This is a genomic window from Leptospirillum ferrooxidans C2-3 (assembly GCF_000284315.1).
Classification (GTDB): Bacteria; Nitrospirota; Leptospirillia; order Leptospirillales; family Leptospirillaceae; genus Leptospirillum; species Leptospirillum ferrooxidans.
This window is the reverse complement of the sequence record NC_017094.1, coordinates 916343-940213: the sequence shown is the minus strand read 5'-3', so window position 1 is coordinate 940213 and position 23871 is coordinate 916343. Positions and strand designations below refer to the sequence as shown.

Here is a 23871-nt window from a genome sequence, read left to right as displayed (position 1 = left end):
TTGTTTTTAGTCCGGCTGGCGCTGAAGCGTCCCTATACCATATTTGTCCTGTGCGCCCTGATCACCATCATGGGTGTCCTCGCCGCTCAGAAAATGATTCTCGATATCTTTCCTGCCATCGACATCCCCGTGGTCAAGGTCGTCTGGAATTATCCAGGGCTCTCCCCCACAGACATGGAAGAAAGGATGGTCCTCATATCTGAGAGGGCCTATTCGACCACCGTCAATGGGATCAGCCGTATAGAGTCGGAATCCATCTCCGGAACAGGGTTGATCAAGATCTACTTTCATCAGGGAGAAAGTATTGCAGCTGCAATTGCCCAAATCAGTGCTGTATCAGAAACACTTCTCAGAATCTTTCCCCCGGGAACGATGCCCCCCAACATCATCAGTTACAATGCGGCAAATGTTCCGATCGTTCAGCTCGAAATTCAGGGGAAGCGCTATTCGGAACAGCAGCTTTATGACTACGGACTGAACTTTATCAGAGTCTACCTGTTTACGATTCCAGGGCTCTCAACGCCTGCCCCCTTTGGTGGAAAAATGCGCCAGGTCATGGTGGATATCAATCCTCAAAAACTTCTTGGTTATGGTCTTTCTCCAAATGATATCGTCAATACACTGACTCGCTCGAACATCATTGTCCCGGCAGGCACCGCCAGAATCGGCACAAAAGAGCTGAACATAGAAATTAATGGAAGTCCTTCCAAATTGGCTGGACTGGGAAATCTGCCTGTAAAAGCCATGGGGTCAACCGTTGTAAGGCTCAAGGATGTAGCCCTCGTCCATGATGGATTTGCTCCCCAGGAAAATGTTGTCCGTGTCAACGGAATGAGGTCCACTTATCTCACGGTTTTCAAACATGTCGGAGCATCAACTCTAACAGTTGTTTCGGATGTCAAACGGCTGATTCCGCATATTGAATCCCTTCTTCCAACAGGGATTCACCTGAAGCCATTTTTTGACCAGTCTGTCTTTGTCAAACAGGCTCTCGTCGATGTCATCATGGAAGGAGTCATCGGAACACTTCTTGTTTCCCTGATGATTTATCTTTTTCTGGGAGACCTGAGATCCACGGTCATCATCCTTTTATCCATCCCATTATCCATATTAACGGCTTTATTCTTTTTAAAGATCTCGGGAGAGTCCCTGAATCTCATGACTCTCGGAGGGCTTGCCCTGGCCATCGGAATGTTGGTCGATGACGCAACAGTTGCCATTGAAAACATTGAAAGAAATCTTGCCCTTACAGAAGATCCCCTTCTTGCGGTCTATGATGGAGCCAATCAGGTCGCACTGCCGGCATTTGTGGGAACCCTTTCAATCCTGATTGTTTTTTTTCCGGTCATTCTCCTGCAGGGCGTCTCCCGCTTTCTTTTTACACCTCTAGCGCTTGCAGTCGTATTTTCCATGTTGGCAAGCTACTTTCTCTCCAGAACCCTGGTTGTCACCCTTTCAAAAATCATCCATCAAAAGCATTCCGGGCAAAAGAACCTCACCGATCCTTCCGGACCATCGGCCAGCGGGAAAACCGAACCCAAACGATCAGGAATCTCCAAATTATTTTTACATTTTTTTGAAAAACTGAAGGTACGCTATCAATTCATGCTGGGAAAGGTTTTGCTGAAGCCGGGAATGGTGATTGCCACCTGTCTTGTACTGGCAGCTGGGGGAGTTCTCCTCCTAACAAGAGTCGGTTTTGACTTCTTCCCGAATGTTGATGCCGGTCTTCTGGCTCTTCACATGCGGGCACCAGACGGGACCAGAATAGAAGTTTCCGAACAATATGCGGCCCAAGTCGAAAAAGCACTTCATAACATCATTCCACCATCGGAGCTCAAGTCCGTTGATGTGAATATTGGACTCCCTGTTTTCTACAATCTTGCCTTTTATGAAACAGACAGTATCGGACCAATGGACGCCGACTTTCTGATCTCACTCAAAAAACACCATCACTCAGTCTTCTCCTATCAGAAAGAGATCCGGAGCAAACTGGCAAAGGAATTTCCGGATCTCTCTTTCTGGTTCAAGCCAGCGGACATCATCAGTCAGGTTCTGGATTTTGGACTATCCGCTCCTATTGATATTCAGGTTGAGGGTCGCAATCTGGAGTCATCCTATCAGCTTGCAAAAAAAATCCGGAAAATTGTCAGACAAATCCCCGGGGCGGCAGACGTCTCAATTCCTCAGGTCATGCATTATCCAACCATATTCATCCATACCCACAGAGGCAATGCGCTGGAGGTTGGGCTGACCCAAAATGATGTAGCATCGAACCTTTTGGTCTCACTGGCATCAAGTGCCCTCGTTGCACCAAACTACTGGGTCAATCCGTTAAATGGAATCAACTATATTGTAGCCGTTCAAACGCCAATTCCAGAAATTGATTCCGTCTCAGATCTGAAATCCATTCCCATCAGGGGGACGACACCTTTATCCAACCCTGTCTTAAACACCCAATATCTCTCCAATCTCGCAGACGTCAAAGAAGGAGTCTCGCCAGGATCCATCTCCCATTACACCGTTCAAAGGGTTGTTGACGTTTTGGTCAATACTCAGGGTCGTGATTTGGGATCACTCACCATCGCAATCAAACACCAGATCCAAAAGCTTGCACTTCCACCAGGCACCACCATTCGGTATCGAGGACAAAGTGAGGCAATGCTTGAATCCTTCACTCATTTTGGCCTTGGTCTCATTCTGGCACTTCTGCTGGTCTACCTGCTTCTGGTGCTCAATTTCCAGTCTTTTCTGGATCCCTTCATCATTCTTGTTTCGATACCGATGGGACTTCTGGGCGTTGCAATAGCCCTTTTCCTGACACATACCACACTGAATGTCGAATCGGCCATGGGCGCCATCATGGTCATTGGCGTTGCAACAGCCAATAGCATTTTGCTTGTTACTTTTGCGAATGACGAGCGCGGACGGGGACTCTCCGCTGGAGACTCAGCTCAAAGCGCTGGCGCAACAAGACTTCGTCCTATTCTCATGACGGCAACGGCAATGATTCTGGGCATGTTGCCCATGGCGTTCGGAAGTGGAAGCGGAGGGGAACAGAATGCTCCCTTAGGAAGAGCTGTAATCGGTGGACTTTTGATCGCAACAATTTCGACATTGTTTTTGGTCCCGGCCGTCTACAAGCTTTTAAGACACGAGATTCCCAACAGGTTCCGTTATGATGAAGAATTCAACCGATCGATCAAAACCTCTGCAAAAGAGGATTAATCTGCTGACCCTTAAGTCCTTTTTTATCAGAGCAATCTCTTCGCTTAGCTCTGAAAGATTTTTCGGATGATTTCGTTTCCATCGACATCTTCTCCTGCAAGAGCCATTGCAAGAAGCTGTCCTCCGATAAGATCCGAGGATAAAATCAAATCCGGATGAACGGTGCGGACCCTTGCCAGCTTCTCCCTGTTTCGAACGGAAACAACCGTCTTTGCAACCGAACCGGTTTCTCTCGCTGCAAGCACAACAAAAGCATTATCACCATCATCTTCAAGAAGCGCCAGGATTGCCAAAGCATCGGCAATTCCTGCCTTTTTCAAGACTTCCGGATCTATTGGGTCACCTTCGACCTGATCAATTTTCTCCCAATCACCATCAACTCTCCTCTTTGGAACAATAAAAGTGACAGGAAAGTTCCTACGGGCAAGTTCCTCGTAGGTATTCATCGCCAAAGCGCTGGTTCCAACCAGAATATAGTGACTTTTTCGAACCATCCCTTTTCTTTCTCCCATCAACAGATGTTGGACACGCTCATTCATCAGTGGAAGAATGACCGTGGATAATGACGCTGTAAAAACACTGATTCCCAAAATAATAATCGAAACAGTGAAAATTCGGGCATCATCTGTAACAGGAACAATATCACCGTACCCGACAGTGGACATCGTGACAACAGCATAATAAAAAGAAGTCAAAAGATTTTTGATTGGCGGATTGAACCCCATTCCCAGCAAAAAGGATCCAAATACCGCATACGAAAAGAGAAGAATGATACTGATAAGAGAAAACATCGTTCCGGTTGCAACATTTGACCGGTAGAATTGGCGACGAAAAAGAACCAGCCCAAAAAACAGAACAAGATCTCCGATGGACGGTAAAATAAGATGTCCGTGATTTTGACGGAACAGGATCAAAAATGATGCGGATGAGAGAACAAGCCCTGCAGCCCAAGCAAAACGGGATCGAAATACAAGTCCAACCCCCATCAATATCTGCAAGATACCAATAAAGCTTCTGACACTTCCCATCCAATGCTGAAAAAATGCAGGAAGATGGCTAAAGTCTTCTACCGGTCCATAACGGATAATGCCTTCACTCAAGAGCCTGATCTGCTCGAGAAGGGGCAAGACATTCCTGATCCCCAAAAAGATCAGGATCAGGGCAAGAACTCCATGGGGGAACCAAAATTGCGGATGAAGTTTCCCCAAATATCCATGGGACCACTTCGCAAACAACAGACGAAATGCCCCCACGAATTCTTTCCACTTCAGAATCCATTTCGAAAAAAGATCCTTCAGCATCTTAAAAAGACTCTCTTCCCTATGAAAAAAGGCAGACAAACAAATAAAATTCGTTAAGTTCCAATAATGAAATCGCGCTCAATATCCGTTTAGCAAACAGGAGGGGACTCGTGTGTCTGCAGGGATGGATTCTTCAGGATTCTTGAAGAAATATCAAGGTGTTCAAGGAGGTGCTCCAACATATTTCTGCTGACTTGCTCACGAACAACAACCCTGAGAACAGAAATAGTCTCTGCTTTTGGTGGAAGAGTATAAGCCGGAACAATCCAGCCAAACTTTTTGAGCTCAGCGGAAATCTCCATCTCTCTTCCTCCATGAGGTGATCGAAGAGAAAAAGCAACAATCGGCAAAGAAGGATTGGGGTCAATCGGGACAAAAAAGGAAGACTTTTCAAGCTTGCCAGCAAAGAATCGGGCATTATCAAGACAATTATTCAATATTTGGCGATATCCCTGCTTTCCCAACCTGAGTAAATTATAGTATTGCGCAATGACAAACGCTGCATTTGATGAAAAATTCAGCGTGTAGGTCTCTTCTTCCGCTCCAAGATAATTGACCCGAAAAACAAGATCATCCGGGAGATCCGACCGATCCCGGAACAATAGCCAGCCGACTCCAGGATAGACCAGACCAAATTTGTGTCCGGACACATTGATCGATCTCACATGACTCAACCTGAAGTCCCATACAAATTCCGGTTCGAGAAACGGTAACAAGAATCCACCACTTGCCCCATCGACATGAATGGGAACGAAATATCCTTTCTCTCGATAACGCTTTTCGAGAGATTCATTCAACGCCTCAATCGGGTCCATTTGACCAGTAAAGGTTGTACCCAGAACAGCCCCGACGGCAATAGTATTTTCATCCACCATGGAAAGGGCCTCATTCACATCGAGAATAAAACGATTCCGGGATAATGGAACGATGCGAAGCTCCACATCAAAATATCGGCAGAACTTTTCCCAGACAACATGAACATCCCCCCCCACAACCAAATTGGGAAACTCAGTAGAAAGCCCTTTCTTTTTCCGATTGAATTGCCATTTTTTTTTGTGGGCGAGAAGTCCCAGAAGAATCGCTTCCGATGACCCGATTGTGGAGGTTCCGGTTACATCCTGATCTTCTGGGGCATGAAATAGGGAAGCCAGCATATGAATGACCCGATGCTGAATTTGCCCGGTCTGGGGATACTCACTCTGATCCACAAGATTTTTCTGAAGATTTTCTGAAATCAGTTTTTGCGCTTCCGGCTCCATCCATGTCGTTACAAATGAAGCCAGATTCAGGGAAGGGTTTCCATCAAGATCCAGTTCATCATGAATAATCTGATAGGCGCTTTGAGGATTTGTCCCTTTTTCGGACATTCTAAAGGCCTCCAGATCATTCGTAAAAAACCGGGTTCCATATGTCGGAGTCAAAAACTCTTCGTTTTTTTTGGCATGATGTCTTCTTGTCAGCATGTTCTCTCCCTTCACAGATTGCTTGGAATGGTTCCCGCCGGATCCAAAACAAATGGACCACAAGACAATAAAAAGACTTGAAAATAAAGGACGTCATGTGAGTGCTCTTCAGATCATGAATGCCCTCCTTTCCTATTTTCAATGCGACTGATAAACATCAAGACAGATGGCGTAGCTTTTTCAAATTGGCTTTCGGCTGAAAATATCAGGAATTTCCGGTCACAAAATCGGACTCCATTCTTCATCCATTGGAATCACCCTCAAAAAAGAATATTCTTTTTCTGTGCAGTGATGCAGTGAGAGAGTGATTGACAGGAAAAGTTTTCATCCCCCTGACACCTGCCAGAAAGGATGGGAAATCATGAGAGTTCTCGTCACAAGCGCTCGTCCCTACGAAAAAACCTTTCTGGATTGTGCCAATCAAAATCGCCACCAGATTCAATATCTCGAAAGCGCTCTTGATCAGAATACGGCGCCATTGGCAGCCGGATTCCCGGCTGTTTCCTGCTTTGTTGATGATGTCCTCAATGCAACAGTTCTCAAAACTCTCGCAAAAGGTGGCACACGGCTGCTAGCCCTTCGAAGCACCGGATTCAACCATGTCGATCTTGATTCTGCCCAAAAACTCCATATAACCGTTATGAGAGTTCAGGACTATTCTCCTTATTCCGTAGCGGAGTTTTCCTTGGGCTTGATGCTGATGCTGAACAGGCACCTTCATAAAGCCTATAACAGGGTCCGGGAAGAAAATTTTCTCCTGGACGGACTGATGGGGTTCGATATGCATGGAAAAACTGTCGGAATCGTTGGAACAGGGAAAATTGGCTTTTCAGTCGCCAAGATCCTTAACGGGATGGGCTGTTCCCTTTTGGGTCATGATCTCTGGGAAAATCCCCAATGTCTAGCCCTTGGAATGAACTATGTCGACCTTGATACACTGCTTTCCCAATCACAGATCACAACCCTTCATCTCCCTCTTACCCCCCAGACATATCATCTGATTAATGCAACCACCCTTCAAAAAATGCCGGATTGTGCCATTCTCATCAATACCAGCAGAGGAGCATTAATCGATACGAGAGCTCTCATCGAAGCGCTTAAGGCCAAACGCCTTGGAGGAGCCGGACTTGACGTCTATGAGGAAGAAACGGGTTTATACTTCAAAAACTTCTCCGATGAAATCATTACGGATGACCTTTTCTCCCGCTTACTGACTTTTCCCAATGTTATTGTCACAGGTCATCAGGCTTTTTTTACAAGGGAAGCGATGGAAACGATCGCAGCAACAACCATTCAAAATCTTTCAGACTTTGAAATTGGCAAAACCAATATCAATATCGTGGGCCCAATTTCTCCTGAATGATTTTTTTCCCCTAGCGCCAGAAAGAAAAAATCTCCCGCGAGATCTCTACCCCGGGAAGGTCTGCAGGAATCCAAATATGTGCGGCTGTCCAGATCGAAGGGAAGCCGTAATCATTCCTGAGAAAAAACAAGGCCAATCCAATGAAAAAAAATCCTTCAGAAACAAAGAGAGATAAGCTGTTGAGACCAGATTCTCATACAACGGAAGAAGAAAAAATCCTGCCAATTTCCGATTAAGAAAAGAGTGGTTCTTTTAATGAATCAACCCCTTACGGGACTGGCTTCTGCTGAGAAGTGCCCGAAGAGCATACCAAGCGTGACTGCTCTCTCCAGAAAACCCAAAGATCGGCTAAGGTGCGACTGCCGGGGAACTCACTCCGAGTCTCCAGACCAAGTCTTAAAATGATAAAACGAAGATTTTTGACGGACCGTTCACACCACCACTGGCTGTCCGGATTTCAGGCAGAAAATAGGGACGCCAATCGGGAATTCCAAATCGGTATCCGCATGAGCACATATTAATGAAAACACTTGCCGTTCCCCTTCTCCAACCGGAAGCGCCACGATATTTTCAGCGACAGGGAGAAATCGGAGCGTTGACTCATTTGTCCCTTTTTTAGGTCAGTAAACCCTTTTTGAAAAAGAAATATCATGGGCAAACGGAAGATCACCCTCCTTTGGACATTCCATCCCTGATCGCTGAAAGAACCAAAGTTTGCTCGGAATCTTTTAATTCAGGGAAAACGGGCAATGACAGGACTTCAGATGACAACATGTCCGTTATTGGAAGATTTTGCGGTGGAAGGTGTGCGAATGCGGGTTGTCTATGCTGTGGAAGCGGGTAATAAATTTCTGAGCCGATCCCTCTTTGTGCCAGATATCCCTTTAGCGTATCGCGCATTCCTTTCCCGAGCACCCTGATCGTGTACTGATGCCAGACATGTTTGCCCCCTTCTGCCACAATCGGAGTCAGAATATCCGGAATATTGCACAACTCTTTGCTGTATGTCGTAGCCAATTCATTTCTTCTCTCGTTCCATGAATGAAGGTGAGCAAGTTTCACCCCAAGAATGGCCGCCTGGATTGCGTCAAGACGAGAGTTATAGCCAATCTCATCATGATAATAGCGGCGAAGACTTCCGTGAACACGAAGTGACCGCAAATGGCTCTCAATATTATCGTTAAGAGTTGCGATCATTCCCCCATCTCCCCCACCCCCCAGATTTTTGGTTGGAAAGAAGGAATAGGCCGCCGCAACAGAAGAACAACCTGGAGGCTTCCCATAGTGCTCGGCACCAATTGCCTGACAGGCATCCTCAACGATCCATAGACCCTCTTCTTTGGCAAACGCGGAAATAGAGGACATGTCGGCCATCTGGCCATAAAGATGAACCACAACGATCCCGCTGATCCTCGACCCGGTCATATGGTCATACCAGAATCCATCCCGACGTTCTCCGCGAATGGACAGGATCTCTGAAAGCTGTTTGCTTGTCATATTGAACGTTCTGGGATCAACCTCGGTAAAAAGTGGTATTCCACCTGAAAGGACGATTGATGAGGCCGATGCATAAAAAGTAAATGACGGAACCAGAACTGTTTCTCCAGGCTTCAAGCCGGCAGCCTTTAATGACAAGATCAGGGCATCCGTTCCTGAAGCAACGCCAACGGCATGAGGAAGTCCCCACCAGGAAGCCATCTGGTCTTCAAATCGTCGAACAGTCTCACCCAAAATAAATTGTTGGGTGGAAAGAACAGATGTCACGACAGGAAGGATCTCAGATTCAATCCGGGCGTATTGTCTGGTCAAATCAAAAAAGGGAACAGAGTTAGATGTTTGCTTTTCAGTCGACATGCCCATTTCCTTTCGATCCGTATGAAAGAATCCCTGCCCGAGTTCCGGATGCTGAGTGTTCTCGTCCATCCGAGGATGATGGAGAGGAAGGTATTCTGAGGATCAGTCCCCATGGGAGTTTATTGGGATTTTGAACCTCCGGGGAGTTCGCCCTGAAAAGAGTCCGCCAATATCGGGGATCTCCATAAATAATCCCTTTTGCTGCAACCGTTTCCAGTGTATCCCCTGTTCTGACCCGGTAGATGGATGGTCTCCCTTTAGCAGGGTGAAGAAGTTTCCACTGTCTTTTCGCCTCAAAGAAATCATGCTGGAAAGAGGGATCCTCCTTGGCAAACCATTTCTTGTAAAGAGCAACCCTTTTTGTTTTCATCGGGTGACGCATGATCGATGCCCTCAAATGAAAACGTGCGTCTTCCTTCAGCCTTTTTATGGAAAACTCTTTTGAAAAGTTTTTTTGTGAAAGAGAAGACATCGCGGCAGACTGAGAAATGATCGCTTGTCTTCGCGGGGTCGTGGAATTTCCGGAAAGATCCTTTGCCACCGCCATTTCAATACGCGCCAAGTGTGCGAGAACCGTTGCATCATGCGGCATCAGTCCGTAGGCTGTTGACTCTTCGCGAAGAGCCTTGTAAATCTGTCCCATCCGAAAATAACACCACCCGATACTATCCCTGAAAGAACCATTCTTTGGATCAACAGTCAGCGCCCTCAGGATAAGATACCTTGCGGCGATCAGATTCCCATTGTCCACGACCCAGGTGTAACCCAGATAGTTCAAGGCATCTGCCATTTTAGGATCCAGAGCAATGGATCTCTCCAGATCGCGCTGGGATTGTTTCAAATATTTTTTGTGGTTCCACTGGTCAAAGAGAACACCACGGTTGAAATACAGAACGGCGCTGTCCGGACGAAGCTCCATCGCCTTGGACAAATACTTCTGCGCAACCGGAAAACGCTTCAGATCCATCTCTGCAAGAGATATGGAAAAAGGGATTTCCCATTTGGAAGGAGCCAACTTTTCCGCTTTTAAAAAATTTTTGATTGCAGCTTTTGGGTTTTCAAGACGTCTGTAAAGATCACCCAAGAGAAAATACCCCATGTCACTACTGGGAAATCTCTGGATCATCAGTCGATAGGTATCAACAGCTTCGGGAAGGTGAAGAGATCTCTCATACACTGACCCTAAAAATGATAGGAGCTTTTCATCTCCGGGATTCTCCTGCACAATCGACTGGATTTCCCCGATTGCCCGATCAAGCTGGTTGTCTTCCAATAAAAGGGATGTCAGGATAAGTCCAAAACGTTCGTCATCGGGATGCTCCTTGATAACCTGTCCCAGAAAAGAAATCGCTTCCCTCGTTTTTCCTTCAGAAAGAAGATCTTTCAAAAGCTTGCCTTCCACCTGTGGGTCACCGGGGTGAATCCTGTCCAGGATGATGCGGTAATTTTTGTCGGCTTCAGGAAAGTTCCCAAGTGTCGCGGCCAAGTCTCCCAGAGACTCCCATCCCGGCTCAAATCCTGAATTTCTTTTCACAGAAAGGGAGAATGCGTCTTTCGCTCCTTTAAAATCTTTCTCTCTTGCAAGCTGGAAACCCAGATAAAAGGGCAAATAACTTGATGTTGGATTTTTATCGACTCCCTCCTTCAAGACTTCGATCCCTTTATCTGGTTGTCCAGTCCGGTTATACAAATCATCAATCGCAACATAAACTTCCGATTTCAAAGGATCCAGCGGAAGGACATGTTGCCGATAAAGAGTGATAATATCTTCAAAACGCATATTTCTGAGAGTCGGATCTGAAATGCGGAGAGCCTGAACACGCTCTATCCTGGCGAGGTATAGCCATGGAGATATCCTTTTGGGGTAATCAAGAGTCAGTTTTTTTAGGGTTTCAATAGCCCCTTTCTCATCTCCGGTCTTCTCTTGTAAATGAGCCTTCCTGAGTCGCATGGACAATGACTTTGGTCGATAGTGAAGGACCTTTTCTGTTTCTTCCAGAGCCATGAAAGGATTTCCAAAGTCCTGATTGATATAGGACTGAAGCTCATGGTAGTAGGATTGCCAAGGTCGTGGCGGATCAACAGGCAAAGGTTTCGATCTGGCAATCACTGTCTCGCCATATCCTGATGAGGCTGCTCCCGAACCCGACTCCATATGGCAACCACCCAGTATGGTTCCAAATATCAGAGGAACAAGACCTGCTGACACCCAGGTTTTGAAAGACATTGACTTGCACCTGGCATAAAACCTGTTTTTTGGCGCAATAACCGTGGGCTCAACACCAAAAGCTTCTGTCACATCCCCTCCAGAAATATCTGAATCAATTCAAGAAATCCCAAAGCCAACAAAATCCGCTCAACAGTAATGATCTTGGTAACACTCAAGAAGGTTTGTCTGAAGTTTCCGTAAGAATACCGGACTCAACAGAATAAACGGTGATCAGGGTCTGTTAGAGACATTCACCCTATTTTCCTAGCTGCACAGGAAAAGATTCGCCTTCTGGCAACACAGGAATAATAGAACCCCGACGCCGGCCCTCCGATGAGGGACACCCTGAAATCGTCTCCGAATCCAAGACAGGCATCAGGCTCTGCCCCACAACCCGATCGGTCTGAATGGATGAAGACCTGTAGCCCATGGCAGCAACTTTCCAGCCGGAGTCAAGGACTTTTTGTATGGGGGCTGACCAGCTGCCCTTCACTGACAGGAGAGAGAGTGTCGCTCCGGCATCCTGACGAAAATAAACAACCCCATGTCGAACATCCATAAAGTTAAAGGTCTTCCTCATTGGGAGAGTCGCTCTTACCCTCGCCTCAATAGAGCCACCGCGAGGGAAAAAGACCCCATCCCCTTCAAAGATCCAGCCTTCCGATGGAAGAATTTCCCGAACAGACAAAGCACCTTTGAGTTCAGGAACGGAGCCCAGAAAACCTTTCACACCCTCACATTCGTAATAGCCTGATAAAAAGGAAAGCTTTCCCCTACGAAATCCAGTCATTGTGATGTGAATGCCACCAAGTGTTCGATATGGGAAAAAAGAGACAGGCCTGAGCGCTCGACTCCCGTACGATACAAGACTCGAAGGAATGGGAAGTGCATACAGGAATAAAAACGAATCGAGCCCTTTGTATCCCTTCGGCCCCATTGTACTCTCCTTACGGATTACCCCATTGAAGCGTCACCAGCCAACCACTCAATAAATCAAGTGTATCTGAGGGGGGGATCAAATTCAAACCAAGACAGGATTGAAAAAGGAATATCCTGACCCAATCAGGCAATCATTCCTCAATCACCAGAGCCTACAATGGAGACTGTGGAAAACGGGAACATTTTTTTCATTTTGGAAATTTCAATTGACTCTGGTAGGATTCGCCGGCGGTGGCCAGTGCAAACAGCGTCCAGTTCTTGGGGAAAATGTCTCCTGCACAGACAAACGATACTGGCTCTCATTACTTTCATGGATTATTCCTATCCCGGAAAAACTGAAAAAGTCTCCTTTCTGCCTCTAAAAAGGAGAGAGTACCCCTTTTCTGGTTCGTCGTTTCAAGAAAGAGTGATGTTTTTGGGAGGTAGCTTTTCGGGTTAAAACGGTCAATCCTATAAAAAAGTGAGCATCAAAAAACCCGAGTTCCCGCCTTGACACTATCAACATGGACGGACAGGGACCGAATGAGAAAACCGATCACGGGGGAAAAAGATGAAAATACTTGTCACAGGAGGAGCTGGATACATTGGCTCCCACATGGTTTCATTGCTTGAAAAATCTGGCCATGAAGTGACTGTCATGGATAATCTCTCGAACGGGCACAGGGATTCCATTGGCGAAACACCGTTTATTTTGGGTGACATAGGAGACAGATCCCTGCTGGATCAAGTATTGGCTGAAAACAGCTTTGATGCTGTCATGCATTTTGCCTCCTTTATTCAGGTAGGGGAATCTGTCACATCTCCGTCAAAATACTACAACAACAATGTTTCAAAAACGCTGGTGCTGCTTGATGCCATGGTCAACGCTGGTATCAGGAAATTTATTTTCTCCTCCACCGCTGCAATCTTTGGAGAACCGATTTACTCTCCCATTGACGAGTCCCATCCAAAATCACCAGTCAGCCCCTATGGAAGAACCAAATTATTCGTCGAACAGGTTCTTGCGGATTATAGACAAGCATACGGATTGAAAAGTGTTTCTCTCCGTTATTTCAATGCAGCCGGGGCCGACCCTGATGGAAAAAATGGTGAGAGACATCACCCGGAAACACATCTTATTCCATTGATTCTCAAAGCGGCATCTGGAGAAAGGGACTCCATCACCGTCTATGGAAAAGACTACGAAACCCCCGACGGGACATGCATACGGGATTACATTCATGTCGTTGATCTTTGCGAGGCCCACTTGCTATCCCTTATGCATCTTTCATCCGGGGGAGACTCCGCCGCCTACAACCTCGGAAATGGTCAAGGATTTTCTGTTCTCGAAGTCATTGCAGCAGCAGAAAAAGTGACACAGAAAGAGATACGGGTTAAGAATGGAAACAGGCGTGAAGGCGACCCTCCCCGCTTGGTCGCCGATAGCCGGATGATCAAACAGGAGCTGGGATGGACACCCCATTATCCGGAGATTGAAACCATTATCAAACACGCATGGAAATTTGAAAATCAATAAATCCAGCTGACCAGGCGTTGCATCAGAAGGAAACCTTGTTACTTTTCACCTAAAAAAGAATTTGGACATACTCTCATTTTCGCTGGAGCAATCGGTCTCCAGCGTTCCGGCTGCTTCCAGTTCCTGATCAGTTTTTCTCAAAGACGCGATCGTCGAACGCACGGCAATAGTTACGATAATAGTCTTGAAACAGACGAGCCTTCTCAAAAGCACACTGGATCAATCCAGACGCCCAGTTCTCTTCGCTTGCAAAATGTGCAATTTCTTCTGAAGAAGCCGCACCCTTATAACCGGAAGAACGTATCTGAGACCAGGCAGAGAGAGCCCCCATAGATCCAAGGACCTCTTCCTTTTGCAATATTTTTCCTCTCCATCGGTCTAGATTGACTCGGTGCTCACTTGGTTGAAGTTCTTTGAGAATAAAGGGACGCCCGTTAATGGAAAGAGTGGACAAAAGCGCGGGTGATATCGCTTGGCAACGTTTCTGGATAGCAACCACCCTCTCCGCATCATTTTCCCAATGTGGTTGAATGCTTGAGAATGCCTTACCCAGAGAGGAGCTCCTTGCTTCCTTCAGATCCAATAAAAAATTTCCGGAAGGGGTGCCACGGCCTTCAACGAGCAGTACGTACCTGGAAACACCAAGACTACCCAAACCGGAAATTCGGTCCGCAATATCAAGAACCCTGTAAAATTCAGAATTTTTTTGCATTTCTGCAAAAGCCTCCAACGTTTTGACAACTCCATCCGACTCTCTCTTAGGAGTTGCAAATGCTTTCACCCCATCGATGATCAGCCGTCGTTGTTTGCCTTTCACGATACTCCGGCTCTCCAGAAAAGATCTCCGGTCTATAGATTTAACAGCCTTGAATAGGTTTTTGATCAAACCTTTTGAAAGTGATCGCTCAATCCATCGGGGTTTTTCACTCATGGCTTCAGAGATATAAGACCTGACAAACGATTTGCACAAATCCGTCCTTAGTCGAGCACCAAGTTCAAATCTGTCAGAGGCAACCAAAATACTGGTCAAAACTCGTAAAAGCTCCAACGTACAGGGAGCAAGGCAAGCTTCATCAAAATCATTCAGGTCAAAATAGGCCAGACGGTTATCGCCTTTATAGCTTCCAAAGTTTTCAAGATGAAGATCTCCCGATATCCATACCTTAGGAGCCTGGGTAAAGATTGGATTCTGAGGAAGAGTCCGGTAAAAAAGGTGACATGTTGCCCGAAAGAATGAAAAAGCATCCTCCCGCATACGATGATACTTGAGCCTCACCCTTCTGGGATCCAGATCTTGATTAAAAAGAAGAATCTCTGAGATGACATCTCTTATTTCCATCAGCAAACTCCTGGAAGCACAGCAGGTGGATCCAATTTCATACCGATCCCTTTTTCCTGAGAAGAAAAAGATGAAACCGATTGGAAAGCTTCACTCTCCCAGAATGCTCCTGATAGGGATAAAAATACTCGAGAGTCAATTTTTTCAAGGGCTCCAACCACTCTGGATGATCCTTCAAAAGAAGCGCAAATCGACCCGTATGAACCAGAGAAGAAGCCGCTTCAGACAAATTCTCAAAATCAAAAACCAGATCGCCAGACTCCACTTTCAAGACTTCTAGCCCAGCATCACTTGAAACATTGTTCAGCCAATCACTCATACCTGATGCAAATGGCGAGTCAAGCGATGGCACTGCTTCAGGTGTTGAATGTGGCCATTTTTTGGTCACCTCCTCCGAAACTCTTCTTAAGGCGCAATCCTTTTTTTCTCCCCATGCGGAAAATCCCAGGAACCCTCCACTCCTTAATATTTGAGAGATCATTTGAAGCTGTAAGCCATGATCTGCTGAGAAAATTGTCCCCATGGAAGAAACAACCGCACCGAAAGACCCATTTCTGAAAGGTAAACAGTCCTGATCCGCCACGACCGCTTGTGCACCTGGGTTGCGCTCCCGGGCAATCTTCCCCATCTCGATGGAAAAGTCGCACCCGATCCCACTTACCTCTTGCCGTTTTTGAGATAAATAAAACAAAACCGTACCAGGACCGCAAGCAAGATCAAGAACAGGACCAGGAAAACGATCTGGCAACAACTTTTCCAACCTCATGGCAATACTCTGCAGCTGTGATCCAAGGCCATCCCTGTATCCTCTTGAAGCATGATCCCAGCTTTCTCTTATCAGCGTTTTTTTCAATACCTATCTCCTTGACAAAAAGTGGACTTCCAAAATTCCGTTCAATGACTATGCACAATACTGCCGGGTAAAAGGCTGTCTCTTTCATTCAAAGGATTTGTATCACTGACAGGAGCAAATCATTCATAGTCAATTCCAATTGAAGAATGAGTCTGAAAATCAGATCCTCCGATGAGGAAAAAGATCAGAATCGTTCCTGGTTAAAAGTCTGGACTGAGTTTTTGGCTTTCTGATCCTCAGGCCCGTTTTTCAGGTCTTTCTGTCCAGGACTGAAAAAGGGAATCCCTGGCGATATTCATCTGTTCTGCCGCTTCATTATCCGTCTTTGACAAGGCGATCTTTTCCAGTTGGGACATGGTCACACCCGGTTTCAGGCAACTCTCCGAAGAGGGGAGGGACTTGAACTTTTCAAAAGGTGTTTTCATGTCCTCATATCGATAGCTTTTCTTCTCCTTTCCTTTTGTATCGGTCACGGTTCTGGGGAAGAAACAGGGCCGGTGGAAGTTCACGTAAGGGTTCAGGTGCTCCCGACAGAAGGTATTGACCTCCTTGGAAAAGACTTGGGGAATATGGGCATATCCCAGATGCTTTCTCACCACGGAAGCATTCTTGGATTCTGCCAGGGCATTGTCGTTTGAGTGTCGTGGCCGGCTCTTGGTAAGCTCGATCAGAAGCTTCTTCAGGAGCTTGGCGACCTGATAGTTGATATATTCCGATCCGTTGTCGGCATGAATGCCCAGAATCACGAAGGGAAAGGCCTCTATCATCTCTTTTAAAACCGGGATCAGGTAGGCTTCGCTGATCTTCTCGCAAGTGGCCACCACCTGGTACTGGGTCACGCAATCGACGGCATTGATGTGATAGACCCCTTTCTGACCGTCCTGGTCTCCCTGATGCACGCTGTCGATCCGGAGATACCCGGGAGAGCCTTCCGGACGGGGAGCGCGTCGTTCCCCAATGGGAGCTTTCGTGGACCGGGTTTTCGTCCAATGCCGGCGTTTTGAGATGTACTCTTTGCCGCCCCTCAGGTTGTACAGGTGGGAGACCGAAATCCCGGAGAGGACAGCATACTTTTCTTCTCCGTAGATCTTAACGGCCCGCTCCATCAGCTTCTTCGTGGCGGGTCCGGAAAGGGTTCCATGCCGTTCATCCATCTCTGCCAGAAGAGCCACATCGCGAGGAGTAAAAACTCTCTTGAATCCCTGCCTGGGCGACTGGTATCCCAGTGTCACCGTCCCCGTGGCCTGAAACTTCCGGACAAGCCGGGTCACCTGCTGGCGGGAGAGTCCGGTCATCCGTTCAAGATACCGAAGGACCACCCCCTTCTCCTTCCGTCCTAGTTTCTCATACCCAAACCGCGTCAGGGTGCGCTGAACAAAGGGGTATCGTTCCTCCTTGACCACACAGAACAGGCTCTCTATTCCTTTCAAAAACTCTTCTACTTGCATCAGCGTTTTGAGCTTCGCCTCGTCCATATTGATCACCATGCCCTATATTATGAACGATTCGATCTCTTTCAGACTCATTTCTTACTGGAATCACGAACCCCCTTTCAGACTCATACCATATTGGATGAGGCTTTCATTGGACCCGTCCAATATTCCTTGTTACAATGGAAGTATTTGATGCTCAGGAATACAGGATAGTTTACTCAACATAGAGGGAAATCGATGACTTCCGAAATAATGAAAAAGATACGAAACGCATCCCTGCTGTTACTGATTGCTTTCATCCCTTTGGCTGGCCTTTCTGGCTGCGCAAGTCAGGATGACACAGAGCAAATGACTGTATTTATCGCGCAAAAAACCCCCGATGATCTCCATAGCATTCTGGCAACCAAACCTCTCCCAGTTGGACGCATCACCGTTCTTGGCGGACAGATCATTCGACGAACGGACTCGCCAGTGGGAGCCATCTTCCTGATTCGTGCCCTTCCCCTCACAGAAGACTCTTTTCCGAAACAGCTTTCTGACAAGGAAAAACGAAAAGACATCACAAGCAGGGATACCTTCATTCTCTTCGTCCCTTCGCTAAAAATGATCGGCCAGGCAAAACCCAAAATCAACCCTGAAAGAAGTGGACTCATTGTTTTTGGAAACAATCAGAATCAGACACCTTCCATCGGAACAGGAAACCTCATCACGGCCGTTGGTGAAATCAAGGGAATGGAACGTTTTCCACAGGAACTGCCTGTTTCCATGGCCGGAAGGCACCTCCTGATGGTCAGCCATTATGTCATGCTCTGGTCCTCAGCAAACAAAAAGGTCTATCCACCTCTTTTGAAGCATTGACATGCTCAAAAAGATGGCTGTGACAAGTTCCGCCCGAGGACTCAAGGCCGAACCGGGCTTAAGACAAATGCCTTCGAAGAGACAGACAAGACGATAACGTCAACATCTTTCGAGCACAAGCCGGAGAAACAGGAACTTCCGCCCGTAAGAACGGAAACATCTCGTCATGCTGTAAAGTGCTTATGGGCGGGATTGTTTCATTTCACCATCGATAGGATGGTCAATGCGGCCTTCATCAAGATCTATCAGATCAAAGGGGGATAATCTGGCAACATCCCATTTTTTCGCCACTTCCGGATAAAAAGATTTTCTTGCTCGAGACCGGTCAGCATCAGGCCTGTCTTTCCTGATTGTATCAACCCATTCCCGGATCTCTCTTTCTGTTTTTGCCTGACTATTTTTCAAAATCCAGGAAAGAACCTCTTCATCCGTTTTGGATTTCAAAATGACATTTCGGAGAGCTTCTGGCGAAACACCCGTAAAAAGCAGAAAACGCCCATCAAACGTCTTCCCCTCTTTCAGAAGATTTTCATGATAGTCTTTCGGCAGATCGCCAGTGGCATAAAGCCGGACCTTATCGATCAACCTTGGGAGGAAACAAAACCCACCCAATGTTTCTCTGGGTGAACGGATTAATTCCCGAATACTCTTTTCCATGCTCTCCTCTTCCTTTTACAGAATTCCTAACACTGATCTGGATTCATCAGATCCCTCCAAGCATCGGAGACATCTGATCATACTTTTCCCATCTGGACAGGACTTTCTCCGGAGACGCAACCGCATAACAATAGCGGCAGCCACCAGGACAAGTATCATAGACACCGATATCAACAGATCGGTCACAACCGCAGCCGACCCGGAGGGGAGCAGAAACGGGCTTTCCTGAATCCAATTTTTGAGATCCCCATACCCGCTCAAAATCACTCTTCAATATGCATGCTCCGGGGAGAACCGCTCCAGACAAGCCCGGCTCCGTGCAAGAAAACACTCTTCCGGCAATCGGTGACTTTTCCTGCATCCAACGGAGCGTTTCCTGGACTTCGTCCTGTGATGTCTGTTCATCCAAGGAATTCTTTCCGGAAGGCCACCAAAGATCCCCTTCGGGAAAATTTCTCCGGGTTTTTTTCATCGGATCGATAAGACTGACCATGACACGGTCAACCAAAGGGGCCAGCTGCTCGGAAAGAGATAGGAATCTGTCCCGAAATTCTTGATGAAAATGACCCTCATGGGAAAGCATGGGATCAAATCGCCATATAATGGAACCGGGAGGAAGCATCTTTGAAAGCTCCCTGACCGACAGAATCACATCGTCTGAAGGAGGAATCCTCTGCTCGACCGTTTTGGGAAGCCCTGTTATCGTGACATGGAAGAGAACCCGAATGTTTTTTGAAAGGAGCCGTTCAAGTCTGGGAAGAAAAGGTTTCGGATTCTTGGACCAAAAAACATACCCAAAAACATCCGCTTCCAAAAGGGAAACCCTACGTACTTTGCGGTTAAACGGATTAGGGACGTCTACAAAACCCTCAGAAATCCTTTTCTCAAACCATTCTCCATAAAAAGCGGGTATATCCGTTCTTCTGGATACAGAAATGATATTGGTCGCCCGGTCATCCATACGGTTCAGTTTCTCGTTGATGATGCCCATAGCTGAAGCATTGGTGAAGGCCAAACCCTTCCGCCTGTTCGGTTCGAATAGTCCCACAAACCACTCAGAATAAGAGGCCACCCTCTCTGAGCCCCTTTGGAGAGAAGTCCCGTCGTCGTATTTTCTCCCAAAAATGCGATTCTGGTAATTCGGTCGACTGTATCAAAATCGCTAACACCTTCAGACACAATTTGAACGGCCTCATTTGTGACCGCCAAAAAAACTCCATCTGCCCAGTCAGACAATGCGATAGTGCTTCCCCCATGGGTCACCTCCCTGATAAATGTGTCGGAATCATCATGAAGGAAAGAAGAAGTCATCGCCGAACTCAGGGGAAGCTCCTCCGGAAGCGGAAACGACAACCCATAGTAACGTCTAAAAAAGGTGATCATACCGGAGACTTCATATTCCCCAAGCCTTCTTATCATTTCAAAGGGATGGATTGCGAGCCCAGACTGGGCCAAGGCACGATCAAGCGCATCATGCTCCCCCCTGACCTGTCTCGGAAGCAGAAGTGCCTCGGAAAACAGACGCGCCAAAAGCCGGTTGACAATCCCTCCGGGACCTTCTCTCACAATCGCTGGTTCAAGGTTCAGCATACGCGAGAAATCAGATACTCTTGTGACACACTCAGGAGCTGTCTCGACACCAGAAATAATTTCAAAACTTTGCAGGACTCTTGGAGGCAGGCCAACGGGACGAAGGCCAATAAGTCTTTCCGGATGGGTGATTCTGGATGCGATATGAGAAACAGTCAGGGATTCGAGAAAGACACCCAAAAGGACCCGGTCTCCCAAAAGTTGCTCAAGAGATCTGGCCAAGTCAATTTTTCCCTCAAGATGGTCCCGGGTCCCATCAATGACCAGATCGCACCCAACAAGATCCATAAGACTCGTCGAGCCGGAAAGAAGACTTGAAAGCTGGCTCGTTAAAACATGTGTCCTCTCACCAAGTCTCTCCTCTTCAGCCATTTGGGTTTGAAAAAGAGCCAGACTTTCCTCCAACGCACTGAAGTTCTGGTCAATCCAAACAACCGGATACCCTTTGCCAAGGATCCAGCGAACCACAGGGAGAGTGAATCGACTTGCACCAACAAAACCAATCTTGGAAACAGGGGACAATGGAGGGGTCATCTGCCATCAACGACTGGAGCGTATGCTCCTGAACAGAAAAAATAAGTCCACACAAAATAGTGTTGGAGCCACTACGAACGCAACGAGATCCATCACAAATCTCATTCTCTTGGCTTTGACCATCACAACATCCTCTGGTGCCTGGAGAACAACCATCCAAGGGTGGGGAGCGATTCCCTGGGTATCACTCATCAAGGCTGTTCCAAAAAGATACTTGCTCCCTCTGATATCTGCCTTGTACCCTCCTGAGAACCCTTGCTTAAAATGCTCCAAAACCGATGCCAAACCAATATTGCCCATATTTTGGCCAATGAGTAGCTCTTTTGAACTTGCCAAAATATCTCCATCAGTGGAGGCGATATAGGAAAGACCGGGAGCACCTTTTTTCCGGGGTTGAAAAAGGAACGGATGAAGTGTTGTTGACAAATTCTCAATCCCGACAAGATAGCCCAACGGTTGATCATCCGATGTCTGGCCCCTATGGAGAATAGGAACAGCCAACAGGAGAAGCGCAAGATGGTTGACAGGGTCAATGATCGGCTCGGAAAGTCTTGCCGCTCCTCCTTCGGATTTTAGATCGGCGATAAGACTCCCTGCCTGGCCGCGGTGAGGATTCAGACCTCTGTTTCCAATCCCTCCCAGAATATTTCCGGATGGATCGGTCACTTCCCAAGCCCCAAATCGCTGGAGATGGCCGGAAAGGACATACTTCCCCAAAAGATCTTGGATCCTCCCAGAGCTTTTGAGAATAGCTGGATTGGCAAGCTGATTTCCAAGGTTCAGGGTATCCCTGATATCAGAGATCATGATCTGATCGAGACCCGAGGCCATATCCCTTGCGGACTTTGGCAACGGATTCCTGGTGACATAATAGGTGGCCATGACCTCCCGGTAATACAAAATAACCATGACAGAGCTAGGAATGATCATCATCAAAAAAATAACGAGACCAACATTCCAGCGCCAGGAGGAGGGTTTACGGTTTGAATCTGGAGAAGTCTTTATCTGGGCAAAAATCTCTGTCATGAGCTTTACTCCATCTTTATCAAGAGACAGTCAGAATCGAAAGTATATCTGACTATCCCAAAGGGCTGCTCAGGAAAAGACTCCAAAGCATTCAAAACTACCATTGCTCTTTGTGAACAGATTCTTCCGGAAAAGGGATATCCTGAAAAAACCTGACAGTTTGCTCAACCATCGCTGGAGGGCCACAAATAAAGACCTCCTGCCCATTATAGGAAGGAATCAGTTCAGGAAGAATCGACGTAACCCTCCCATATGCTCCGCTAAAAACCTGCCCCGAAGAAACAGAGCCGGAAATGGCAAGATGGACACTCACTCCTTTTTTCATCCATTCTTTGATTTCCTCTTCATAAATACAATCCGAAACATATCGATAACCGTAAAAGAGCTCTATTGGAACTGGGCATCCTTCTTTCAGGAGAGTGCGGATCATGGCCCGAAGAGGAGCAATGCCACTTCCCGAACCAACAAAAAGGTATCTTTCAGGAAAGCGTTCAGGAGGATAGGCAAGATGAAAGGCTTTTCCGTATGGCCCTTCAATCAGGACAATGTCATCTACTTTCGATTCATGTATCCGGTTGGAAAAATATCCACCTTCTCCAACTCTTGTGATTGTCAGATCAAGGTAACCTTCCATCAAATCAAGCGGAGACGATGCAATGGAATACGCTCGTCTAACAGGACGCCCATCCTCACGAAGAAAGTCCGGGATAGAAGCCATAAGGAACTGTCCAGCCATAAATGAAAAAGCCCCTCCCCCCACTCCCAGACGATAAGTGTTCACTCTTGGTGTCTCTGGAATGATCGAAAGGATAGGGCATTCGACGACTTCACGCTTTGCCATGGTTGGATTATCTCCCGCGAAAAAGATGGTGTCAAACAAAAGTCCATTCGGACAGGCCTCAGAACCTGACTCGTGATGGAACTGGTTCAAAAAAGAAAACTTGGTGCATCATCATGCACCAAGTTTCAAGGAAAACCCTTCCCTTTTGGCTCTGGCCATTACCCAACCAAAAACAATCAGAGCTAAAAAAAGGTAGCAACCATCCAGAAAAAAGGCCACCATAAGCTGTCCTCCGGGGAATCGGCCCCCATTGACCACTTGGCGCATCCCCTCAAAAACATGGGAGGCGGGCACAAACATTGCAATATTTCTAAAAACCGGCGGAAGAACGGAAACAGGATTAAAAACAGCACTGACAGGCTGAAAGAGAAAAATCACTCCCCAGGCCAGGACCTCTGCTTCCTGACCGAATCGCAATATCAGGGCTGTTGTCAGGATACCAAGTGCCCACCCCATGCATAGAAGGGCCAAAATAAAAGGAATGAGAGAAAGACCAATACTAAAAAGAGAGAATGAAAAAAAATGGTAGGCCAAAAAAATCGCAAGCCCGGAAGAAAGAGAGACCTTTAGAATTCCGGTAAGGATTGCTCCAAAAATAACGTGATAAGGAGTTAATGGACTCACCAGAAGGTGATAAAGATTTCTTGACCAGATTTCCTCAAGAAATACCATTGAAATAGACTGCTGCGACCGGTAAAGCATGTCCCAAAGAAGAAGCGCTCCCAAAAGAGAGTAAACAGCATGAGAAGCAATAATGGATCCCTGCCTGAGATACAGCGTCAGGAATCCCCAGACCAGAAGATCCAGTAGTGGCCAGTAAAAGATTTCCATCCACCTTGGAAGGCTCCGCCGATAAAGATAAAATTG

The 23871-nt window shown here is 46.8% G+C and carries 18 protein-coding genes; 4 read left to right on the top strand and 14 right to left on the bottom strand.

Features of this window, described 5'->3' with window-relative positions; genetic code table 11:
- On the top strand, positions 1–3228 hold the full coding sequence (locus LFE_RS04885) for an efflux RND transporter permease subunit (RefSeq protein ID WP_014449147.1): 3228 nt from the start codon (positions 1–3) through the stop codon (positions 3226–3228).
- Positions 3229–3272: 44 nt separating this feature from the next.
- On the opposite strand, the gene LFE_RS04880 is transcribed toward LFE_RS04885, so the two are convergent.
- Together LFE_RS04880 and LFE_RS04875 are read right to left on the bottom strand one after the other, a co-directional pair.
- Positions 3273–4529, bottom strand: a complete 1257-nt coding sequence (locus LFE_RS04880) for an ion channel (protein WP_014449146.1) — start codon at positions 4527–4529, stop codon at positions 3273–3275.
- Positions 4530–4618: 89 nt separating this feature from the next.
- Positions 4619–5992 carry a glutamate decarboxylase gene (locus LFE_RS04875; protein ID WP_014449145.1) on the bottom strand — a complete coding sequence of 458 codons (1374 nt, stop codon included), beginning with the start codon at positions 5990–5992 and terminating at the stop codon, positions 4619–4621.
- Positions 5993–6353: 361 nt separating this feature from the next.
- On the opposite strand from LFE_RS04875, the gene LFE_RS04870 reads away from it, so the two are divergent.
- Entirely contained in the window at positions 6354–7355 is a 1002-nt protein-coding gene (locus LFE_RS04870; RefSeq protein WP_014449144.1) for a 2-hydroxyacid dehydrogenase, read from the top strand.
- A gap of 666 nt (positions 7356–8021) precedes the next feature.
- On the opposite strand, the gene LFE_RS04860 is transcribed toward LFE_RS04870, so the two are convergent.
- The 3 genes from LFE_RS04860 to LFE_RS04850 all read right to left on the bottom strand — a co-directional run bounded on the left by LFE_RS04860 (position 8022) and on the right by LFE_RS04850 (position 12355).
- Positions 8022–9209, bottom strand: a complete 1188-nt coding sequence (locus LFE_RS04860; RefSeq protein ID WP_014449143.1) for a DegT/DnrJ/EryC1/StrS family aminotransferase — start codon at positions 9207–9209, stop codon at positions 8022–8024.
- A complete protein-coding gene (locus LFE_RS04855) occupies positions 9199–11436 on the bottom strand; it encodes a tetratricopeptide repeat protein (protein ID WP_148272555.1) in 2238 nt (745 codons plus the stop codon). The genes LFE_RS04860 and LFE_RS04855 overlap by 11 nt, the downstream gene beginning before the upstream one ends.
- A 238-nt stretch (positions 11437–11674) precedes the next feature.
- Positions 11675–12355 (bottom strand): hypothetical protein, encoded by a 681-nt coding sequence (locus LFE_RS04850; RefSeq protein ID WP_014449141.1) that lies wholly within the window; start codon positions 12353–12355, stop codon positions 11675–11677.
- Between the two features lie 552 nt (positions 12356–12907).
- Between LFE_RS04850 and galE the strand changes: the two genes are divergently transcribed.
- Positions 12908–13873: a UDP-glucose 4-epimerase GalE gene (gene galE / locus LFE_RS04840; protein ID WP_014449140.1), complete on the top strand. Its 966-nt coding sequence runs from the start codon at positions 12908–12910 to the stop codon at positions 13871–13873.
- Between the two features lie 127 nt (positions 13874–14000).
- Here the strand turns inward: galE and LFE_RS04835 are convergent, their stop codons facing one another.
- The 3 genes from LFE_RS04835 to LFE_RS04825 form a co-directional block, all read right to left on the bottom strand.
- The gene (locus LFE_RS04835; protein ID WP_014449139.1) at positions 14001–15212 is read right to left on the bottom strand and encodes a DUF2252 domain-containing protein; all 1212 of its coding nucleotides are present in this window, start codon (positions 15210–15212) and stop codon (positions 14001–14003) included.
- Between the two features lie 37 nt (positions 15213–15249).
- The gene (locus LFE_RS04830) at positions 15250–16065 is read right to left on the bottom strand and encodes a class I SAM-dependent methyltransferase (RefSeq protein ID WP_041774028.1); all 816 of its coding nucleotides are present in this window, start codon (positions 16063–16065) and stop codon (positions 15250–15252) included.
- A gap of 236 nt (positions 16066–16301) precedes the next feature.
- Positions 16302–17552: an integrase catalytic domain-containing protein gene (locus LFE_RS04825; RefSeq protein WP_014449138.1), complete on the bottom strand. Its 1251-nt coding sequence runs from the start codon at positions 17550–17552 to the stop codon at positions 16302–16304.
- A 183-nt stretch (positions 17553–17735) separates the two neighbouring features.
- On the opposite strand from LFE_RS04825, the gene LFE_RS04820 reads away from it, so the two are divergent.
- Complete coding sequence (locus tag LFE_RS04820; RefSeq protein WP_041774027.1) at positions 17736–18356, top strand: hypothetical protein; 621 nt, start codon at positions 17736–17738, stop codon at positions 18354–18356.
- Between the two features lie 180 nt (positions 18357–18536).
- Here the strand turns inward: LFE_RS04820 and LFE_RS13010 are convergent, their stop codons facing one another.
- From LFE_RS13010 to LFE_RS04790, 6 genes are all read right to left on the bottom strand, one after another.
- A complete protein-coding gene (locus tag LFE_RS13010; RefSeq protein ID WP_014449136.1) occupies positions 18537–19013 on the bottom strand; it encodes a DUF5069 domain-containing protein in 477 nt (158 codons plus the stop codon).
- Between the two features lie 46 nt (positions 19014–19059).
- Positions 19060–20028, bottom strand: coding sequence for a DUF1848 domain-containing protein (locus LFE_RS04810; protein WP_014449135.1), 969 nt, complete (start codon positions 20026–20028; stop codon positions 19060–19062).
- A complete protein-coding gene (locus LFE_RS04805) occupies positions 19980–21137 on the bottom strand; it encodes a 3-hydroxyacyl-CoA dehydrogenase NAD-binding domain-containing protein (RefSeq protein WP_014449134.1) in 1158 nt (385 codons plus the stop codon). The genes LFE_RS04810 and LFE_RS04805 overlap by 49 nt, the downstream gene beginning before the upstream one ends.
- A 6-nt stretch (positions 21138–21143) precedes the next feature.
- On the bottom strand, positions 21144–22163 hold the full coding sequence (locus LFE_RS04800) for a cache domain-containing protein (RefSeq protein WP_014449133.1): 1020 nt from the start codon (positions 22161–22163) through the stop codon (positions 21144–21146).
- A gap of 97 nt (positions 22164–22260) precedes the next feature.
- Positions 22261–23004, bottom strand: coding sequence for an FAD-binding oxidoreductase (locus LFE_RS04795; protein WP_014449132.1), 744 nt, complete (start codon positions 23002–23004; stop codon positions 22261–22263).
- 111 nt (positions 23005–23115) lie between these two features.
- Complete coding sequence (locus tag LFE_RS04790) at positions 23116–23835, bottom strand: ABC transporter permease (protein ID WP_232502573.1); 720 nt, start codon at positions 23833–23835, stop codon at positions 23116–23118.
- Positions 23836–23871: the final 36 nt, after the last annotated feature.

What these genes read in the sequence shown, in the direction of transcription:
- LFE_RS04880 (WP_014449146.1), bottom strand. Translation starts at nt 4,529, where the DNA reads ATGCTGAAGGATCTTTTTTCGAAATGGATTCTGAAGTGGAAAGAATTC.
- LFE_RS04875 (WP_014449145.1), bottom strand. Translation starts at nt 5,992, where the DNA reads ATGCTGACAAGAAGACATCATGCCAAAAAAAACGAAGAGTTTTTGACT.
- LFE_RS04870 (WP_014449144.1), top strand. Translation starts at nt 6,354, where the DNA reads ATGAGAGTTCTCGTCACAAGCGCTCGTCCCTACGAAAAAACCTTTCTG.
- LFE_RS04860 (WP_014449143.1), bottom strand. Translation starts at nt 9,209, where the DNA reads ATGTCGACTGAAAAGCAAACATCTAACTCTGTTCCCTTTTTTGATTTG.
- LFE_RS04855 (WP_148272555.1), bottom strand. Translation starts at nt 11,436, where the DNA reads ATGTCTTTCAAAACCTGGGTGTCAGCAGGTCTTGTTCCTCTGATATTT.
- LFE_RS04850 (WP_014449141.1), bottom strand. Translation starts at nt 12,355, where the DNA reads ATGGGGCCGAAGGGATACAAAGGGCTCGATTCGTTTTTATTCCTGTAT.
- galE (WP_014449140.1), top strand. Translation starts at nt 12,908, where the DNA reads ATGAAAATACTTGTCACAGGAGGAGCTGGATACATTGGCTCCCACATG.
- LFE_RS04835 (WP_014449139.1), bottom strand. Translation starts at nt 15,212, where the DNA reads ATGGAAATAAGAGATGTCATCTCAGAGATTCTTCTTTTTAATCAAGAT.
- LFE_RS04825 (WP_014449138.1), bottom strand. Translation starts at nt 17,552, where the DNA reads ATGGTGATCAATATGGACGAGGCGAAGCTCAAAACGCTGATGCAAGTA.
- LFE_RS04820 (WP_041774027.1), top strand. Translation starts at nt 17,736, where the DNA reads ATGACTTCCGAAATAATGAAAAAGATACGAAACGCATCCCTGCTGTTA.
- LFE_RS13010 (WP_014449136.1), bottom strand. Translation starts at nt 19,013, where the DNA reads ATGGAAAAGAGTATTCGGGAATTAATCCGTTCACCCAGAGAAACATTG.
- LFE_RS04805 (WP_014449134.1), bottom strand. Translation starts at nt 21,137, where the DNA reads ATGACCCCTCCATTGTCCCCTGTTTCCAAGATTGGTTTTGTTGGTGCA.
- LFE_RS04800 (WP_014449133.1), bottom strand. Translation starts at nt 22,163, where the DNA reads ATGACAGAGATTTTTGCCCAGATAAAGACTTCTCCAGATTCAAACCGT.
- LFE_RS04795 (WP_014449132.1), bottom strand. Translation starts at nt 23,004, where the DNA reads ATGGCAAAGCGTGAAGTCGTCGAATGCCCTATCCTTTCGATCATTCCA.
- LFE_RS04790 (WP_232502573.1), bottom strand. Translation starts at nt 23,835, where the DNA reads ATGGAAATCTTTTACTGGCCACTACTGGATCTTCTGGTCTGGGGATTC.